Source organism: Marinobacter salinexigens (assembly GCF_008370345.1).
GTDB classification, from domain to species: Bacteria; Pseudomonadota; Gammaproteobacteria; order Pseudomonadales; family Oleiphilaceae; genus Marinobacter; species Marinobacter salinexigens.
Genome location: NZ_VTUU01000009.1, coordinates 80,693 through 99,262 on the forward strand (window position 1 = coordinate 80,693; position 18,570 = coordinate 99,262).

At 55.7% G+C, this 18,570-nt stretch carries 12 protein-coding genes; 10 read left to right on the forward strand and 2 right to left on the reverse strand.

The features are described 5' to 3' along the window. From FWJ25_RS16005 to FWJ25_RS16045, 9 genes are all read left to right on the forward strand, one after another. Nucleotides 1-549 carry a pilus assembly protein PilP gene (locus FWJ25_RS16005; RefSeq protein WP_149601270.1) on the forward strand — a complete coding sequence of 183 codons (549 nt, stop codon included), beginning with the start codon at nucleotides 1-3 and terminating at the stop codon, nucleotides 547-549. Nucleotides 550-561: 12 nt separating this feature from the next. Then, nucleotides 562-2,676 carry a type IV pilus secretin PilQ gene (locus FWJ25_RS16010; protein WP_149601271.1) on the forward strand — a complete coding sequence of 705 codons (2,115 nt, stop codon included), beginning with the start codon at nucleotides 562-564 and terminating at the stop codon, nucleotides 2,674-2,676. A gap of 91 nt (nucleotides 2,677-2,767) precedes the next feature. After that, nucleotides 2,768-3,334, forward strand: a complete 567-nt coding sequence (gene aroK, locus FWJ25_RS16015; RefSeq protein WP_149601272.1) for a shikimate kinase AroK — start codon at nucleotides 2,768-2,770, stop codon at nucleotides 3,332-3,334. After that, entirely contained in the window at nucleotides 3,327-4,421 is a 1,095-nt protein-coding gene (gene aroB, locus FWJ25_RS16020; RefSeq protein ID WP_149601273.1) for a 3-dehydroquinate synthase, read from the forward strand. The genes aroK and aroB overlap by 8 nt, the downstream gene beginning before the upstream one ends. 42 nt (nucleotides 4,422-4,463) lie before the next feature. Then, entirely contained in the window at nucleotides 4,464-6,035 is a 1,572-nt protein-coding gene (locus FWJ25_RS16025; protein WP_246166861.1) for an AAA family ATPase, read from the forward strand. 214 nt (nucleotides 6,036-6,249) lie between these two features. Continuing rightward, on the forward strand, nucleotides 6,250-10,698 hold the full coding sequence (gene gltB, locus FWJ25_RS16030) for a glutamate synthase large subunit (protein ID WP_149601275.1): 4,449 nt from the start codon (nucleotides 6,250-6,252) through the stop codon (nucleotides 10,696-10,698). Nucleotides 10,699-10,776: 78 nt separating this feature from the next. Next, the gene (locus tag FWJ25_RS16035) at nucleotides 10,777-12,195 is read left to right on the forward strand and encodes an FAD-dependent oxidoreductase (RefSeq protein ID WP_149601322.1); all 1,419 of its coding nucleotides are present in this window, start codon (nucleotides 10,777-10,779) and stop codon (nucleotides 12,193-12,195) included. Between the two features lie 130 nt (nucleotides 12,196-12,325). Continuing rightward, nucleotides 12,326-13,390 (forward strand): uroporphyrinogen decarboxylase, encoded by a 1,065-nt coding sequence (gene hemE, locus FWJ25_RS16040; protein ID WP_149601276.1) that lies wholly within the window; start codon nucleotides 12,326-12,328, stop codon nucleotides 13,388-13,390. 71 nt (nucleotides 13,391-13,461) lie between these two features. Next, nucleotides 13,462-13,830, forward strand: coding sequence for a PilZ domain-containing protein (locus tag FWJ25_RS16045; RefSeq protein WP_149601277.1), 369 nt, complete (start codon nucleotides 13,462-13,464; stop codon nucleotides 13,828-13,830). Between the two features lie 44 nt (nucleotides 13,831-13,874). Here the strand turns inward: FWJ25_RS16045 and radA are convergent, their stop codons facing one another. After that, the gene (radA, locus tag FWJ25_RS16050) at nucleotides 13,875-15,251 is read right to left on the reverse strand and encodes a DNA repair protein RadA (protein WP_149601278.1); all 1,377 of its coding nucleotides are present in this window, start codon (nucleotides 15,249-15,251) and stop codon (nucleotides 13,875-13,877) included. Nucleotides 15,252-15,325: 74 nt separating this feature from the next. Further along, nucleotides 15,326-16,987, reverse strand: coding sequence for an energy-dependent translational throttle protein EttA (ettA, locus tag FWJ25_RS16055; protein WP_149601279.1), 1,662 nt, complete (start codon nucleotides 16,985-16,987; stop codon nucleotides 15,326-15,328). A gap of 265 nt (nucleotides 16,988-17,252) precedes the next feature. Between ettA and glyA the strand changes: the two genes are divergently transcribed. Beyond that, nucleotides 17,253-18,506: a serine hydroxymethyltransferase gene (gene glyA, locus FWJ25_RS16060; protein WP_149601280.1), complete on the forward strand. Its 1,254-nt coding sequence runs from the start codon at nucleotides 17,253-17,255 to the stop codon at nucleotides 18,504-18,506. Nucleotides 18,507-18,570 lie beyond the last annotated feature (64 nt).

The following is an 18,570-nucleotide window of genomic DNA, read 5'->3' on the forward strand; positions in this document are numbered from 1 at the left end:
ATGACAGGAAAGCATGCGAGCAAGGCCTGGTTTGGCGTCTGTCTGGTGACCTTTCTGGCGGGCTGTTCTCAAGGGGGCGGCTTTGCGGATCTGGATAAATTCATGGCAGATACCCGGGCCAAGCCTCGTGGCCACGTAGAGCCATTACCTGAATTCAAGGCCTATGAAGCCTTTACATACTCCGCGGCGGACCGACGGGCGCCGTTTGAACCACCGATTGATGTCCAGCTGACGATGGTCGATAACGAGCCCGTCAGCGATGTCGAGCCGGATCTGGATCGTCCACGGGAGGTTCTTGAGAATTTCGACCTCAAAGTGTTGGATATGGTCGGAACCCTTCAGCGAGTGGAAGGTGGTCTGTTCGCTCTGATCAAGGACGGGTCCGGTGGTATTCACAGGGTTCGTACCGGAAATTATATGGGTCAGAACTATGGCCGTATTGTTGGTATCAGTGAAACCCGGATCGAATTGATAGAAATCGTTCCCAATGGCCGGGGTGGATGGGTTGAGCGTCCTCGCTCCCTGACACTGGACGAGGAAGCGGGCTAAGGAGCGGCAGATATGATTGAAAGAAACATGCATGAACAAAAAAGTTTGGGGTCGAGGCTAGCGATGTTCAGAAAACTCAATGTATACGTCGGCGCAGTTGCTTTGGGGTTGTCCAGCCTGGCCCACGCGGTCACGCTGGAAGACGTGTCATTTTCATCGCTGCCTGGTGAACGGCTTGAGGTGAAACTGCAATTTGATGGTCAGCCACCAGAGCCGACCGGATACACGATTGAAAAGCCCGCCCGGATCGCGGTTGATCTCAAGGGAACAACAAGCGGCCTGGATAGTCGGAGCATTCCACTGGGCTCAGGTAACGCCCAAAGTGTCACCGTAGTTGAGACCAAAGATCGAACCCGCCTGATTTTCAATCTGGTTGAACTTGTACCTTACGAGACGGTTCGTGGCGACCACTCTCTGGTGATGACGATTGGAAGTGAGGGGACTGCCGGCGCCTCTGTAGCGTCTGCTAACACCACTGCGGCTCCTGTAGCCACCGGTGCTGATAGCTCTGGCGCTCTGGCTGGTGTGGACTTCCGTCGGGGCAAAGACGGCGAGGGTCGGGTAGTTGTTGACCTGGGGAGCCCCAATGCCGCGGTCGATCTGTCCGAACTGGGAGGCAAGATTCGTCTGACCATGCCAGAGTTGAGGGTGCCGAATAACCTGAAGCGTCGTCTCGATGTTACTGACTTCGCAACCCCGGTATCCCGTATTGATACCTTCATTGAAGATGGTAAGGCGGTTGTGGAAATCCGCCCTGAAGGTAATTACGACTACATCGCTTATCAGTCTGGCAGCGAATTCACAGTGAGTGTCGAGGCGTTGAGCGAGCAGGAAGCTGAGGCTCGCCGAGAAGAGAAATTCCCGTACACAGGCGAGAAGCTGTCTCTTAACTTCCAGGACATTGAAGTGCGTTCCGTGCTTCAGTTGATCGCTGACTTTACCGGGCTGAACCTGGTGGCCAGTGATACGGTTGGCGGTAGCATTACCCTGCGACTGCAGAACGTGCCCTGGGATCAGGCGCTTGATCTGATTCTCAAAACCAAGGGGCTGGACAAGCGCCAAATTGGTAACGTTCTGCTGGTTGCTCCTGCGGACGAAATTGCGGCTCGTGAAAAGCTTGAGCTGGAAACCACCAAGCAGATCGCCGAACTGGCGCCGGTTCGCCTGGACATCATTCAGGTCAACTACGCGAAAGCTGCGGATATCGTAGCGCTGATCCAGGCGGATGCGGAACTGATCTCCGAGCGTGGCTTTGTCTCCTCGGACGTACGCACCAACACCATCAGTGTTCGTGAAACCACTGAGAAGCTCGAAGAGATTCGTCGTCTCGTGTCCACGTGGGATGTTCCGGTCCGTCAGGTCTCCATCGAAGCTCGTATCGTTCGCGCGCAGACCAACGTAGCTGAGGACCTCGGTATTCGCTGGGGTGGTGCAGCCTACGACGTGAGTGGTGACAACGTCTTTGCTATCGGTGGTTCTCAGGAGGCGGTAGAAGAGGCGCGCCAGGCGGCGGCAGGTAATAACAACACCATTACCTTCCCGGGGGCTCTGGCGGTAGATCTGGGTGTGACCGGTGAAGGTGCATCCTCCTTTGCCATTGGTTGGGGTAGCGATGACTTCCTGGTTGATCTGGAGCTTTCTGCTCTTGAAAGTGACGGCCAGGCAGAAGTTGTGTCTCAGCCGCGAGTTGTGACCGCTGACCGTCAGACGGCATCCATCAAATCTGGTGAGGAGATTCCATACCAGGAAGCCTCGTCCAGTGGCGCGACATCTGTCTCTTTCAAAGAAGCTGTGCTTTCTCTGGAAGTAACACCTCAGATTACGCCGGATGACAAGATCATTATGGATCTGGTTGTAAACCAGGACTCCCGAGGTGAAGTGACTGCTGGCATTCCTTCAATCAATACCAATGAAGTCACAACTCAGGTGTTGGTGGGTAATGGTGAGACAGTCGTCCTCGGTGGTATCTTCCAGTCCGAAGTGGCCACTCAGACCACGAAAACTCCGTTCCTGGGCGACATCCCTTATCTTGGGCGTCTGTTCAAACGGACCGAGCACATTGATGAGCGTAGCGAACTGTTGATCTTCATCACGCCGAAGATCATCAAGAGTGATTTGATCCAGTAAGCGCTCCCTTATCAATCGAAAAGCCGCCGCGTAAAACCGGCGGCTTTTTTTGTGATATTCTCACCCGCCTGAGTTATTTTGAGCGGATATTATGCCCTTGCCCAAACGCGTTGTTCTGGTAGGTCCCATGGGGGCTGGAAAAAGTACGATTGGCCGAATGCTTGCGAAAGAATTGGGCTATCGCTTTCTGGATTCTGATCGCATCATTGAAGAGCGATGTGGGGCAAATATACCCTGGATTTTTGATGTGGAAGGCGAGGATGGCTTCCGTCAGCGAGAGACCGCGATGCTCGATGAGTTATCGGGTGAGGAACGAACGGTTCTTGCGACAGGCGGTGGCGCGGTAATGAAACCTGAAAATCATCCCCTGTTAAAAAAGGGCGCGGTCGTTATCTATCTGAAAACGTCGCTTGAGCAGCAGGTGGAGCGTACCAGGAAAGATCGTAACCGACCATTGTTGCAGAATGATGATCCCGTTGGGGTGCTTAAGCGGCTGTTCCGGATCCGGGATCCTCTGTATTGCCGGTTGGCGGATATCATCATGTATACCGACCGTAAGAGCCCGCGCCTGGTCGTGCGTCAGTTGGTCAACAAAATTAACCCAAGGACTCCACGCCACCGGCGTCAAATGCGCAAAGAAGGACGAAGTCATGCCTAGAGTGCTTCACCAGCTTAAGGTGGATCTTGGCGATCGCAGTTACCCGATCATCATCGGTCAGGGCTTGTTGGGGACATCTGACCTCTCGTCCTATGTGGCGGGTTCACAGGTTATGATCGTGACCAATGAAACCATCGCGCCTTTGTATCTTGAGCGTGCGAAGGAGTGTTTCCCGGGAAAGACGGTCGATTCGGTTGTGTTGCCTGACGGTGAGCGTTACAAAAACTGGGAAGTGCTTAACCTGATTTTTGATGCGCTGCTGGAGAAACGACACACCAGGAAGACCACTCTGGTAGCCCTGGGCGGTGGTGTTGTTGGCGACATGACAGGCTTTGCGGCGGCGTGCTATCAGCGCGGTGTTCCCTTTATCCAGATTCCTACGACATTGCTTTCCCAAGTGGATTCATCGGTTGGTGGAAAAACCGGGATCAATCATCCCTTAGGGAAGAATATGATTGGTGCGTTTCATCAGCCTGAAGCGGTGCTGATCGATACTGACAGCCTGCTCACGCTTCCTCCACGAGAGGTCTCTGCGGGGATTGCTGAGGTCATCAAGTACGGCCTTATCCGTGATGTGGATTTCCTTGCATGGCTTGAGGGGAATATCGACGGGCTGGTCGACCGTCAGCCGGAGGTGCTTGCCGAAGCTATTTACCGTTCATGTGTGTGCAAGGCTGAGGTGGTTGCACTGGACGAGCGGGAAGGTGGGCTCAGGGCTATTCTTAACCTTGGGCATACCTTTGGTCATGCTATTGAGACCTTTGCAGGCTATGGCAACTGGTTGCACGGTGAAGCCGTCGGCACCGGTATGATTATGGCGGCGGATCTGTCTGAGCGGGAAGGTATGATTAACGCTGAGCAGTTGGAGACGGTCAGAGCGTTAATTTTGCGGGCGGGCCTGCCGGCGCTGCCTCCACAAAACATGACACCGGAAGATTTTCTCAACCTGATGGCGGTTGATAAGAAAAATGTGGACGGCCAGCTGAGGCTGGTTCTGCTTCAAGCGGTTGGCAACGCCGTAGTCACCAGTAAAGCAGCCTCCGGGAACCTTGATGCTACACTGACACACTTCTGCCAGCGTCAGTGACTGGCGCCCTCATAGATCTGATTTAGGTGGGATGTGCGAGTGATGAATGAGCCCCTGAATAGCCTGGATGGTGGTGGCTTGTTCCCAAGGCTGCAGCAGCGCTATGGATTGCGCTCAAACCCTGTGGAGATGGACGGTCCTTTTTTTCCGGAAGCGATGCGCCAACACGCGCTTGAAACATTACGGCACCTCTGTGGCTTTGGTGATCTCGCGCTGGTCCTCACTGGCTCGGAAGGGGCTGGAAAGACCCGGCTGCTTGCCGAGTTAGTCGCCAGCGAAGCATCGAGGCTGGATTTTCATCGCATACCAGCAGCGGCATTGACCAGCGCGCAAGCACTGGCTCGCGACCTGAAGTCTCATGCCCGTGCCAGTCTGGAAGATGGGGCGAGCCCGAGGGATACCGTCTACCGCTTTTTTAGGTGGACAGAATCCCTTGCCCGAAAGGGACGAAGAATGGTTCTTCTGGTTGATGATGCCAACCGGGCCTCGCCGGAAGTTGTGCGCCTGATTCTTGCTGCCTTTCTGGCTTCTGAGAAAAGCGCCTCGGCGGTTCCGGTTTTCTCTGGTACGGATGCGTTGATTGGCATTATGGGGCTTGAAGACGGCTCTTCGAATGTCCACCAGATTCACCTGCAACCGTTATCTGAAAAGGATGTTCTGAAATTCCTGGCGCCCCGGGTCGATTTGGCCGGGGGAAAACAGGGAGAATTGCTGGGATCTGCCCGTGTTGCGAAAATTCACCAGCTGAGTCAGGGTAGCTTTTCCGGCATCCTGAGGGTCGCCCCCGCAGTCTGGCTTGATATGGCCTCGGAGCCGGTACGCCGTCGTTCTGCAAGCTGGAAGTTTCCGGGAAAGGTGGCGTGGCCGGTTCTGGTGCTGGCTTTGCTAGGGCTTTCCTGGTGGTTTGTCTCGGAGCAATATGAGGATTCATTAGCCAGAGAGGCTGGCCCGGTGCCTTCGGATGAGCCCATCCGGAAAAGCATCACCATTGGCCCTGGCTCTCCCTCTCCTTCTCCCCAGGGTGAGTCGGTTGGCGCGCCGGGAGATGCATTATCGGAACCATACGCAGAGCCTGCGCCAGCTGATTCAGACGCTCAACGGGAGCCTGTTTTAGCGTTGGCGTCGAAAGAGTCCCAGATAATCGCTCCTGAGCCTGAGCCTGAGCCTGAGCCTGAGCCTGAGCCTGAGCCTGAGCCTGAGCCTGAGCCTGAGCCTGAGCCTGAGCCTGAGCCTGAGCCTGAGCCTGAGCCTGCGATGACAAAGGCTGCCGTTGAAGCTCCAGCCCCTGTTGTGACCGAATCTGACGGAGAGGCGCCCGCATTCCGACCGGCAAAGCCTGAACGCTATGTCGTTCTTGAGGAGTTGAGGCCTAGTGATGGCTGGGTGGTTCAACTGATCGCCGGAAACCTGGAGCAGACTGCGCTGAATGTCCTTGGCCGCTATCCGGAGCTGTCGGGATTGGTGTATACAAAAGGCGAACGTAAGGGGAAGGACTGGTTTATGGTATTCTATGGTCAATACCCGACGAAGGCAGCTGCGCAGGGCGCGGTTGCCGAACTGCCTGAGCAGCTCAGGACCCAGGGGCCATGGGTGCGCTCCATCTCGGGATTATAAAAATTCCTCCAATTCCGAGATAAGTTGTTGTTCTATAAGCCTGTGGTCTCGAAATTGCAGGCTAATTTCCCCGGAATAGCATCACTCCGATTTGAGTACGTATTTTTACGTGTGTAAAATAGCCAGCCCCCATTTTCAGTGTCAGAGGGTTCTGGGACGGCCGAGTGCCGGGTAACTCTCTGATTGAAAAGCATTTATATGTGAGAGAACGCTTATGATGACAGGTTTGTATCATCCCGACGAGTTCAGGGACAACTGTGGATTTGGTCTGATTGCCCACATGAAGGGCGAGGCCAGCCATAAGTTGTTGCAAACTGCCATCGAGTCGCTGACCTGCATGACCCACCGTGGTGGTATCGCTGCAGACGGAAAGACCGGCGATGGTTGTGGCCTCCTGATTCAGAGCCCGGACGCCTTTTTGAGAAAGGCGGCCAAGGCTGCATTTGGCAAGGAGCCCGGAGACCTGTTTGCCGTGGGTCAGGTATTCCTGAATCCGGAAGAAGGAAAAGCAGCTGCTGGTCGTGCTGCTGTAGAACAATCTTTGGCCGAGCAGGGCCTGGAAATTCTGGGCTGGCGGGAAGTACCCGTTGACGACAGTTGTCTGGGGCCGATGGCTCTGGACTGCCTGCCGCGTATTGAGCAGGTGTTTGTTGCCCCGGCGGGCAAGTCTGAGAAAGAATTTGCGATCAGTCTGTTTGTCGGACGTCGTCATGCCGAGCGTGATATGGCAGACGATTCCGAATTCTATATCTGTAGCCTTTCCCATCGCACTCTGGCCTACAAAGGCCTGATGATGCCGGCTGATCTGGCTAATTTCTACAAGGATCTGGGCGATCCCGATCTGCAGACTGCTATCTGTGTCTTCCACCAGCGTTTTTCCACTAACACCATGCCGCGCTGGCCTCTGGCACAGCCGTTCCGCTACCTGGCCCACAACGGCGAGATCAACACCATTGATGGCAACCGGAACTGGGCACTGGCCCGTGCTGCAAAATTCAGCTCACCGGATCTGCCTGATCTGCAAACCCTGCAGCCGTTGGTTAACCTGACCGGTTCTGATTCCTCAAGCATGGATAACATGCTGGAAGTCCTGCTGGCTGGTGGCGTGGACCTGTTCCGTGCGGTACGGATGATGATCCCGCCTGCATGGCAGAATGTAGATAGCATGGATTCCGAGCTGCGTGCGTTTTACGAGTACAACTCCATGCATATGGAGCCCTGGGATGGACCGGCCGGCCTGGTTATGTCTGATGGCCGGTATGCCGTGTGTATGCTTGACCGCAATGGTCTGCGCCCGGCTCGCTGGGTTATCACCAAGGACGACTTCATTACCCTGGCTTCCGAGATCGGTACCTACGGATACCAGCCTGATGATGTGGTTGCCAAAGGGCGTGTCGGGCCAGGGCAGATGCTGGCTATCGATACCGAGTCCGGCGAAGTCCTGCATACCAAGGACATTGACCAGCGTCTGAAATCTTCCCAGCCTTACAAGCGCTGGTTGCGTGAAAATGCGCTGCGGGTCGAGACGACTCTTCATCAGGATACTCCGGAATTCAAATTGATGGATTCCGATGAATTGCTGGTACACCAGAAGATGTTCATGGTGTCCTACGAGGAGCGGGATCAGGTGCTGCGTCCTCTGGCTGAAAATGGCCAGGAAGCCGTAGGCTCCATGGGCGATGATACGCCGATGGCAGTTCTGTCCAGCAAGGTGCGCCATGTTGCAGACTACTTCAGGCAGAAGTTTGCTCAGGTAACCAACCCGGCGATTGATCCGCTTCGCGAAGCCATCGTTATGTCTCTGGAAACCTGCCTGGGTGCAGAGCGCAATGTTTTCGAAGAGACTGCAGAACATGCAGACCGGATCATTCTGACAACACCGGTCCTCTCTCCCGCGAAGTTCCTGCGCATCTCCAATAACGAGCGCCCGGGCTTTGAAGTTGCTCGCATCTCCATGGGATATCGCCCGGAGCTGGGCCTGGAACAGGCTGTTCGTCAGGTCTGTGACGACGCTGAAAAGGCCGTAAAAGATGGCAAGGTTCTGCTGATCCTGTCCGATAAGGATCTGAAGGAAGGCGAGCTGCCAGTGAATGCGATGATGGCGACCGGCGCAGTGCATCATCACCTGGTTGCCAAAGGCCTGCGCTGTGACTCCAATATCATTGTAGAGACCGGCTGGGCTCGCGATCCGCACCACTTTGCCGTGCTGTTTGGCTTCGGTGCTACGGCTGTGTACCCGTACCTGGCCTATCAGGTCCTGAATGACCTGATCCGTACAGGCGAAGTTCTGATTGATCCGGTGGATGCGAAAAACAACTACCGTAAGGGGATCAATAAAGGGCTTCTCAAGATTCTCTCCAAGATGGGCATCTCTACCATCACGTCCTACCGCGGAGCGCAGCTCTTCGAAGCTATTGGTCTTGCAGACGAAGTTGTTGATCTGTGCTTCAAGGGCGTGCCCAGCCGTATCCAGGGGGCTGATTTCTACGATTTCCAGCAGGACCAGCAGCAACTTGCTGACGTTGCCTGGAAACCTCGTAAGCCCCTCAGTCAGGGCGGTTTGCTGAAGTATGTACATGGCCAGGAATACCACGCGTTCAACCCGGATGTGGTCGGCAAGTTGCAGGAAGCGGTTACCAGTGGTGATTACGGTCACTATCAGGAATACGCGAGCCTGGTAAACGAGCGCCCGGTGGCAACCCTGCGTGATCTCATCGGTTTCCGTAAAGACATTGCGGGCGTTGATATTTCGGAAGTCGAGCCGGTAGAGAACATCTTCCCGCGTTTTGACTCTGCGGCTATGTCTCTGGGGGCGCTCTCTCCGGAGGCTCATGAGGCCTTGGCTGTGGCGATGAACACCCTGGGTGGTCGCTCCAACTCCGGTGAGGGTGGTGAGGATTCTGCACGCTATGGCACGAACAAACGTTCCAAGATCAAGCAGGTGGCCTCAGGTCGTTTCGGTGTAACTGCGGAATACCTGCGCAGCGCCGATGTCATGCAGATCAAGGTTGCTCAGGGCGCCAAGCCGGGTGAGGGTGGTCAGCTTCCTGGTGGTAAAGTAAACGAGCTTATTGCCCGTCTGCGTTACTCGGTACCGGGTGTTACTTTGATCTCGCCGCCTCCGCATCACGATATCTATTCAATCGAGGATCTGGCTCAGCTGATCTTTGATCTGAAACAGGTCAACCCGGAAGCTCTGGTGTCCGTGAAACTGGTGTCCGAGCCGGGCGTTGGTACGATCGCTGCCGGTGTTGCCAAGGCATACGCTGATCTCATTACCGTATCCGGCTATGACGGTGGTACTGCTGCGAGCCCGCTGGCTTCCATCCGCTACGCTGGTTCCCCATGGGAGCTCGGTTTGACCGAAACCCAGCAGGCTCTGCGTGCCAATGATCTGCGCGGCAAGATCCGCCTGCAGACAGACGGTGGCATCAAGACCGGTCTGGATGTCGTTAAAGGTGCCATCCTGGGCGCGGAAAGCTTCGGCTTTGGTACCACTCCGATGGTTGCCCTGGGTTGTAAATACCTGCGTATCTGTCATCTGAACAACTGTGCAACCGGTGTTGCAACCCAGAACGAGCACCTTCGTGAGGAGCACTTCAAGGGTACCGTCGAGATGGCGATGAACTTCTTCCGCTTTGTGGCTGAAGAGACTCGCGAGTGGATGGCCCGGCTGGGTGTTCGTACCCTGGAAGAGCTGGTAGGTCGGGTAGACCTGCTGGAGCGTCTGCCAGGGGACACGGAGCGCCAGAAGAAGCTGGATCTCTCCCGTCTGTTGTCCAACGACCATATCCCGGCGGACAAGCCGCAGACTTGTCAGGTTGAGCGTAACCACCCATTCGACCAGGGCACCCTGGCGGAGCAGATGGTCAAGGATACTGCTGCTGCTATCGCCGAGAAGAGTGGTGGCGCCTGGACCTACCGTGTGACCAACTGCGACCGTTCCATTGGTGCTCGCCTGTCCGGAGAGATCGCTGCGAAGTACGGTAACCAGGGCATGGCTGATGCCCCGATCACCCTGGATCTTACCGGTACCGCCGGGCAGAGCTTTGGTGTGTGGAACGTCGGCGGTCTGAACCTGGTGCTTGAAGGGGATGCCAACGACTACGTGGGTAAAGGCATGACCGGCGGTAAGCTGGTCGTCAAGCCACCCCGTGGTAGCGCTTTCAAGACCAATGAAACCTCCATTGTCGGTAACACCTGCCTCTACGGTGCAACCGGTGGCAAGTTGTTTGCAGCGGGAACCGCAGGTGAACGTTTCGCGGTTCGTAACTCTGGCGCCCACGCGGTTGTAGAAGGCGCTGGCGACCACTGCTGCGAATACATGACTGGTGGTCTTGTGACCGTTCTTGGTAACACCGGGCACAACTTTGGTGCCGGTATGACCGGAGGCTTCGCCTACGTCATGGATCTGAACAACACCTTCGTGGACAAGTACAACCACGAACTGGTGGAGATCCAGCGTATTTCCAGCGAGGACATGGAGTCCTACCGTAATCACCTGCGTGGTGTTATCCGCGAGCATATCTCGGAAACCGGTAGCGAGTGGGCAGAGCACATTCTTGAGAATTTCGACGACTACATCGGCCGTTTCTGGCTGGTTAAACCCAAGGCTGCCAACCTCCGCAGCCTGCTGGCCAGCACCCGGGCGCGTCCTGAATAAAACCGGGTCGAAAAGGGTTCGGAGCGGCAGACGACAGACCGCCGCTCCTGTCGAAATTGAGCTGATGAGAGCATCATGATGAAAGAACGACTGAGTAACGACTTCCAGTTTGTTGAAGTTGGGCGGATCGACCCGAAGAAGGTGCCAGCCAACAAGCGGAAGAAAGAGTTTGGCGAGATCTATCATCCATTCACTGCTGACAACGCCTCCTCGCAGGCGCACCGTTGTCTGGCGTGTGGTAACCCATACTGTGAGTGGAAGTGCCCGGTACACAACTATATTCCGAATTGGCTGAAGCTGGTGTCGGAAGGGAATGTGATGAAGGCCGTCGAGTTGTGTCATCAGACCAACTCTCTCCCAGAGGTCTGTGGTCGCGTCTGTCCGCAGGATCGCCTCTGTGAAGGTGCGTGTACGCTTAACGACGGCTTCGGAGCGGTTACCATTGGCTCTGTTGAAAAATACATTACCGATACCGCGTTTGCTCTTGGCTGGAAACCGGACATGTCCGCCGTCAAGTGGACCGATAAGAAGGTTGCTGTCATTGGTGCAGGCCCTGCCGGGCTGGGTTGCGCGGATATCCTGGTGCGCAATGGCGTCAAGCCGGTGGTCTTTGACCGCTATCCGGAAATTGGCGGTTTGCTGACGTTTGGTATCCCCGAGTTCAAACTCGAAAAGACCGTGATGTCCCGTCGTCGTAAGGTATTTGAAGAGATGGGCGTTGAGTTCCGTCTTTCCACCGAAGTAGGCAAAGACGTCATGCTGCAGGACATCATCGACGAATACGATGCGGTGTTCATGGGCATGGGAACCTATACCTACATGAAAGGTGGTTTCCCGGGTGAAAACCTGGACGGCGTCTATGATGCGCTTCCGTTCCTGATCTCCAACGTCAATCGCCGCCTGGGCTTCGAAAAAGACGAAGCTGATTTCATCGATATGAAGGGTCAGCGTGTTGTGGTTCTGGGCGGTGGTGATACCGCGATGGACTGCAACCGTACGTCGATTCGCCAGCAGGCCGAAAGCGTCACCTGTGCCTATCGTCGGGACGAGGCGAACATGCCGGGCTCCCGTCGCGAAGTGGCCAACGCGAAGGAAGAAGGCGTCAAGTTCCTGTTCAACCGGCAGCCGATCGCGATCATCGGTGAAGATCGTGTTGAGGGTGTGAAGGTTGTTTCAACTCAGTTGGGTGAGCCGGACGAGAATGGCCGTCGCCGTCCGGAGGTTGTTCCTGGTAGCGAAGAAGTGATCCCGGCTGATGCGGTTCTGGTGGCCTTCGGTTTCCGTCCCAGCCCTGCGGACTGGTTTGATGAACTGAACGTGAATACCGATGATTCCGGCCGAGTGAGTGCTCCAGAAAGCGCGGAGTTCGCCTTCCAGACCAGCAACCCGAAAATCTTTGCGGGTGGTGATATGGTGCGTGGTTCCGACCTTGTTGTAACCGCGATCTGGGAAGGCCGTCAGGCCGCAGAAGGGATCCTCGATTACCTGGATCTCTGATTCCGGTTTGATCCTGATCAGAAGGGCGGCTTCCTAAGGGTATGCCGCCCTTTTTTATTGCTGCAAACGGGGTATTATGGCTCCCCGAATTATTGAACATCCTTTACAGACTGAGACCGCTGGAATCATTATGACCGAGCTGAAAAATGACCGTTTCCTGCGCGCCCTGATGCGCCAGCCCGTTGACCGTACTCCGGTATGGATGATGCGACAGGCCGGACGGTATCTCCCTGAATACCGGGCCACACGGGCCAAGGCCGGTGATTTCCTCAGTTTGTGCAAGAACACTCCTCTGGCCTGTGAGGTCACTCTGCAGCCACTAGAGCGTTATCCGCTGGATGCTGCCATCCTCTTCTCGGATATCCTGACTATCCCTGATGCCTTGGGGCTGGGGTTGTACTTTGAAACCGGGGAAGGGCCCAAGTTCAGGAATGTGATCCGCTCTGCAGCGGACGTGGCGGCTTTGCCGAAAATGAACGCTGAGGTTGATCTGGACTACGTGATGAATGCGGTGTCCACCATTCGTCGTGAGCTTAACGGCCGCGTGCCGCTAATCGGCTTCTCGGGCAGCCCCTGGACATTGGCAACGTACATGATTGAGGGTGGTTCCTCCAAGGATTTCCGCGAGGCGAAGAAGCTCATGTACGGGCAGCCAGACGTGATGCACCAGTTGCTGGATCACCTGGCGGATTCCGTTATTGATTACCTGAACGGTCAGGTGAAAGCTGGCGCTCAAGCGCTCCAGATCTTCGATACCTGGGGTGGTGTCCTGAGCAGTTGGGCCTATGAGGAGTTTTCCCTGCGTTACATGAAGAAGATCGTCGATGGTCTGATTCGTGAACATGAAGGACGGAAAATTCCGGTCATCTTGTTCACCAAAAATGGCGGCCAGTGGCTGGAATCCATTGCTGATTCCGGTGCTGATGCGGTTGGTCTGGACTGGACGACGGATATTGGCAACGCCCGAGCTCGAGTGGGTGATCGTGTGGCGTTGCAGGGCAATATGGATCCGGCGATGCTTTATGCACCGAAAGAGCGTATTCGAGAGGAAGTAGCCGATATTCTGCGTCGCTTTGGCAATGGAACCGGGCATATCTTCAATCTCGGGCATGGTATTACGCCGGATGTGGACCCTGAGCATGCGCGGGCGTTTATTGAGTCTGTGGTGGAGTTGAGTTCCGCTTATCACCAGTGAGTTCTGGTGGATGTTGTATTCTGTCCGGTCTATAGTCACGTAAAACAAGACCGGTAAACAGGAGTAACCACTTGACCGCCAAGCCGTCTGAAAAGCGTCGATTTCATCGCATCGAATTCGATGCCCCGTGCGAACTGCACTGTCTCGACCATGTGTGGACTACGGAAGTACTCGATATCTCGTTGAAAGGCGTTCTGGTCAAGCGGCCGGAGGGATGGGATGTGCCGTTAAAGCAGCCCAGTGAGGTGATTATTCACTTGAATGATCACGAAGCAGCCATTGTGATGGCGGTTGAATTGCGCCACATTGAAGCCCATCGGCTTGGGTTTAAGTGCCAGTACATTGATCTGGAGAGTGCGACTCACCTCAAGCGCCTTGTCGAATTGAATCTGGGTGATCAGACGTTGCTTGAACGCGAATTTGCGCACTTGATTGAGTGAAGTGATCTCAGCCAGCATGACCGTTAACTCGAATAAATGCGGACTTACAGATCTTCAAGGGCCGTAAGCGCCTCACTCAGTTTTGTCACTGGAATAACCTTCATCCCTTCTATCGCCTTCCGCGGTGCGTTGGCCTTTGGCACTAGGGCGCGGGTAAAACCGTGCTTGGCGGCTTCGTAGATTCTCTCCTGCCCACTGGGTACTGGCCGAATCTCTCCGGACAGTCCCACTTCGCCAAAGATAACGAGATCCTGCGGCAAGGCCCGATCCCGGAAGGACGAGACGATTGAGGCCAGCAGTGCCAGGTCGGCGCTGGTCTCGGCGACTTTGACTCCGCCGACGACATTTACAAACACATCCTGATCGGCCACATGCATGCCGCCGTGGCGGTGAAGAACTGCCAGGAGCATCGCAAGCCGGTTCTGATCGAGGCCGACGGCCACCCGCCTCGGATAGCTGCCCTGTGCCATATCGACCAGAGCCTGGATCTCCACCAGCATCGGGCGAGTGCCTTCCCATACCACCATCACCACGCTACCGGGAGCGGCTTCTTCTCCCCGATTGAGGAAGATCGCACTGGGGTTTTTGACCTCCTTCAACCCCTGTTCCACCATGGCAAAAACACCCAGCTCGTTGACGGCGCCAAAGCGGTTCTTGATGCCCCGGAGTGTCCGGTAGCGGCTGTCGCTGGAGCCTTCGAGCAGAATCGAGCAATCAATCATGTGCTCCAGCACCTTCGGGCCAGCCAGGCTGCCATCTTTCGTGACGTGGCCAACCAGAAACAGGATGGTGCCGGTCTGTTTGGCGAAGCGGGTCAGGAAGGCGGCGCTCTCACGGACCTGGGACACTGAACCGGGAGCCGATTCAATATCGGCCACGTGCATCACCTGGATGCTGTCTACCACCAGTATTCGGGGCTTTTCAGCCTCGGCTACCTGCATTAGCCGTTCGACACTGGTTTCAGAAAGCATTTTCAGGTCTTTGGTTGGCAGGCCAAGGCGTTTTGCGCGCATGGCGACCTGTTGCAATGACTCCTCGCCAGTCACGTACAGTGCCGGAGTGCTGGCTGCGAGGTGGCAGACCGCCTGGAGTAATAGTGTACTTTTGCCTGCGCCGGGGTGCCCTCCCATCAGTACGGCTGACCCTTCTACAAGGCCGCCGCCCAGAACCCGGTCAAACTCCTGCATCCCGGTGCTGATTCGGGGCTGTTCCGCGAGGCTGACGTCATCAAGGCTCTGTACTTCCGCAAGGCTGCCGGCAAACCCCTCGAATCGGGCGCCCCGGGCACCTTTTGCATTGCTGCTGATGCCCCGCACTTCGCTGATGGTGTTCCAGGCCTGGCAAGCCGTACACTGGCCCTGCCATTTGGAATAATCGGCACCACATTCGGTGCATACAAACGCAGTTTTAGCTTTTGCCATAGGAGATCAGGAACGTCCGGATGGGAGAGGGATACAAGAAGGGCCAGACAGTTAACCGTCTGACCCTCTATGGCTTATGCCAGTTTCTTGTACTTCATGCGCTGGGGCACCATGGCTGAATCGCCTTTACGCTTCTTGTGGTCTTCATCGTATTCGCTGAAGTTACCTTCGAAGTAAACCACTTCGCCATCGTCCTCAAAGGCCAGGATGTGCGTGGCGACACGGTCGAGGAACCACCGGTCGTGCGAGATAACCAGTGCGGATCCGGGGAAGTTGAGCAGTGCTTCTTCCAGGGCGCGCAGGGTTTCGACGTCGAGATCGTTGGTCGGTTCGTCCAGCAGCAACACGTTGCCGCCTTCTTTGAGCAACTTGGCCAGGTGGAGTCGGTTGCGCTCACCGCCAGACAAGTCGCCAACACGCTTCTGCTGATCGGTGCCTTTGAAATTGAAGCGGCCAACATAGGCGCGGGACGGTGTTTCGTAGTTGCCAACCTTGATGATGTCCTGGCCGTCACTCAGTTCTTCCCACACGGTCTTGCTGCCGTCCAGATCACGCATCTGGTCAACGTAGGCCAGTTGAACGGTTTCACCGACCGTAATTGACCCTGCATCAGGCTGATCTTTGCCGGCGATCATGCGGAACAGAGTGGATTTACCTGCGCCATTACCGCCGATGATGCCGACGATTGCACCCTGTGGAACGTTGAGAGATACGTTCTCATAAAGCAGACGGTCGTCAAACGACTTGCTGATGCTATCCACTTCAATAACTTTGTCGCCCAGACGCGGTCCGGGTGGGATGTAAAGCTCATTGGTCTCGTTGCGTGACTGGAATTCCTGGGAGCTCATCTCTTCAAAGCGTGCCAGACGGGCCTTACTCTTGGACTGGCGGCCTTTGGCATTAGAGCGAACCCACTCAAGCTCGTGCTTGACGGCTTTCTGATGGGCAGCTTCCTGCTTGGCTTCCATCTCCAGTCGCTTCTCTTTGTTCTCCAGCCACTGGCTGTAGTTGCCTTCGAACGGTATGCCGTGCCCCCGGTCCAGTTCCAGGATCCAGCCGGCAACGTTGTCCAGGAAGTAGCGGTCGTGGGTGATGGCAACCACGGTACCGTTATAATCGTGGAGGAAGCGCTCGAGCCAGGCAACGGATTCTGCGTCCAGGTGGTTGGTTGGCTCGTCCAGCAGCAGCATGTCGGGTCCGGACAGTAGCAGGCGGCACAGGGCGACACGGCGTCGCTCACCACCAGAGAGGTTTTTTACCATCTGATCCCAGGCCGGCAGGCGGAGAGCATCGGCCGCAACTTCCATTTTCCGCTCAATATCATGGCCGTCGGTTGCCTGGATGTAGGCTTCGAGTTGGCCTTGTTTCTTGGCGAGTGCGTCGAAATCAGCATCCGGTTCGGCATAGGCGGCGTAAACCTTGTCTAGTTCTGCCAGCGCGTCGTGAACGCCAGAAACGGCTTCATCAACCACTTCTTTAACCGTTTTGGCATCATCCAGTTCGGGCTCCTGGGGCAGGTAGCCGACGTTGATACCTGGCTGAGGTCTGGCTTCGCCGATGTAGTCCTGGTCAACACCGGCCATGATTCGAAGCAGGGTGGACTTACCAGAACCGTTGAGACCCAGTACGCCGATTTTGGCGCCCGGGAAGAAGCTCAGGGAGATGTCCTTGAGGATTTCACGCTTGGGCGGAACCACTTTGCCCACGCGGTTCATGGTGTATACATACTGGGCCATAACAGGCTGCATCCTCTGTTGTAATCGGAGGTAGGAAAAAGTAACTCTTGAATTAGCCCCGTAAGGTAGCGAAACCGGCAAGCTATAGCAATTGAGGAGAAACCGGGATAAAGCGGTATGGCGGTTTCTCCTGAGGCGCGTGGTGCGGTTTAAAGGATGATTTTTTACCCATTTGTAAGATAGAATAGCGGCCCAATTTTTCAGGGAGCCTGAGGACCTGTTCAGGGCTCTCCGGGCCAGCCAAGCACACAGGGGCACCGCATCCATGTTTAATCGTGAAATGAAAATCGCCGGTTTTGACGACGAGCTCTGGAACGCCATGCAGGCGGAAGAGAAGCGGCAGGAAGCTCACATCGAGCTGATCGCTTCCGAGAACTACACCAGCCCCCGGGTTATGGAAGCCCAGGGCAGTGTGCTGACCAACAAGTATGCTGAAGGCTACCCTGGAAAGCGCTACTACGGTGGTTGTGAGTTTGTGGATATTGCTGAAGAGCTGGCTATCAACCGCGCCAAAGAACTGTTCGGCGCTGCTTACGCCAATGTTCAGCCTCATTCGGGTTCCCAGGCAAACTCTGCTGTGTTCATGGCGCTGGTCAAGCCGGGCGATACCGTTCTTGGTATGAGCCTCGCGCACGGTGGTCACTTGACTCACGGCGCCAGCGTTAACTTTTCGGGCAAGATCTACAATGCCGTGCAGTATGGTCTGAACCCGGAAACCGGCCTGATCGATTACGACGAAGTAGAAGCTCTGGCGGTTGAGCACAAACCGAAAATGATCATCGCAGGCTTCTCTGCATACTCTCAGGAGCTGGACTTTGCCCGCTTCCGTGAGATCGCGGATAAGGTCGGTGCCTACCTGTTTGTTGACATGGCGCACGTTGCAGGCCTGGTTGCCGCTGGCGTTTATCCGGATCCGGTTCCCCATGCTCACGTTGTTGCTACCACCACTCACAAGACTCTGCGTGGGCCCCGCGGTGGTCTGATCCTGGCGTGTGACGATGAGGATATCCAGAAAAAGCTGAACTCCGCGGTGTTCCCGGGTGGTCAGGGTGGTCCTCTGATGCACGTGATTGCTGCCAAGGCAGTTTGCTTCAAGGAAGCAATGAGCGATGAATTCAAGGCCTACCAGCAGCAGGTTGTGAAGAATGCGTCTGCCATGGCCGAAGTTTTCATCGAGCGTGGATACGACGTGGTTTCCGGTGGCACCAAGAACCATCTGTTCCTGTTGAGCCTGATCAAGCAGGACATCACCGGTAAAGATGCTGACGCAGCCCTCGGCCGTGCTCACATCACCGTAAATAAGAACGCTGTTCCGAACGATCCACGCTCCCCGTTCGTGACTTCGGGTCTCCGTATCGGTACCCCGGCGATCACTACCCGTGGCTTCGGCGAGGTCGAGAGCCGTGAGCTGGCTGGCTGGATTTGCGATATTCTGGATAATCTTGAAGACGAAGCTGTTAACGCCCGTGTCCGCGAGCAGGTTGAAGCCCTGTGCGCGCGTTTCCCGGTATACGGCTAACCGTCTGGTAAGTCTCACCGTCAATTGCCCAGACCTGGGCAATTGACGGTAATCCCCGGAGTTA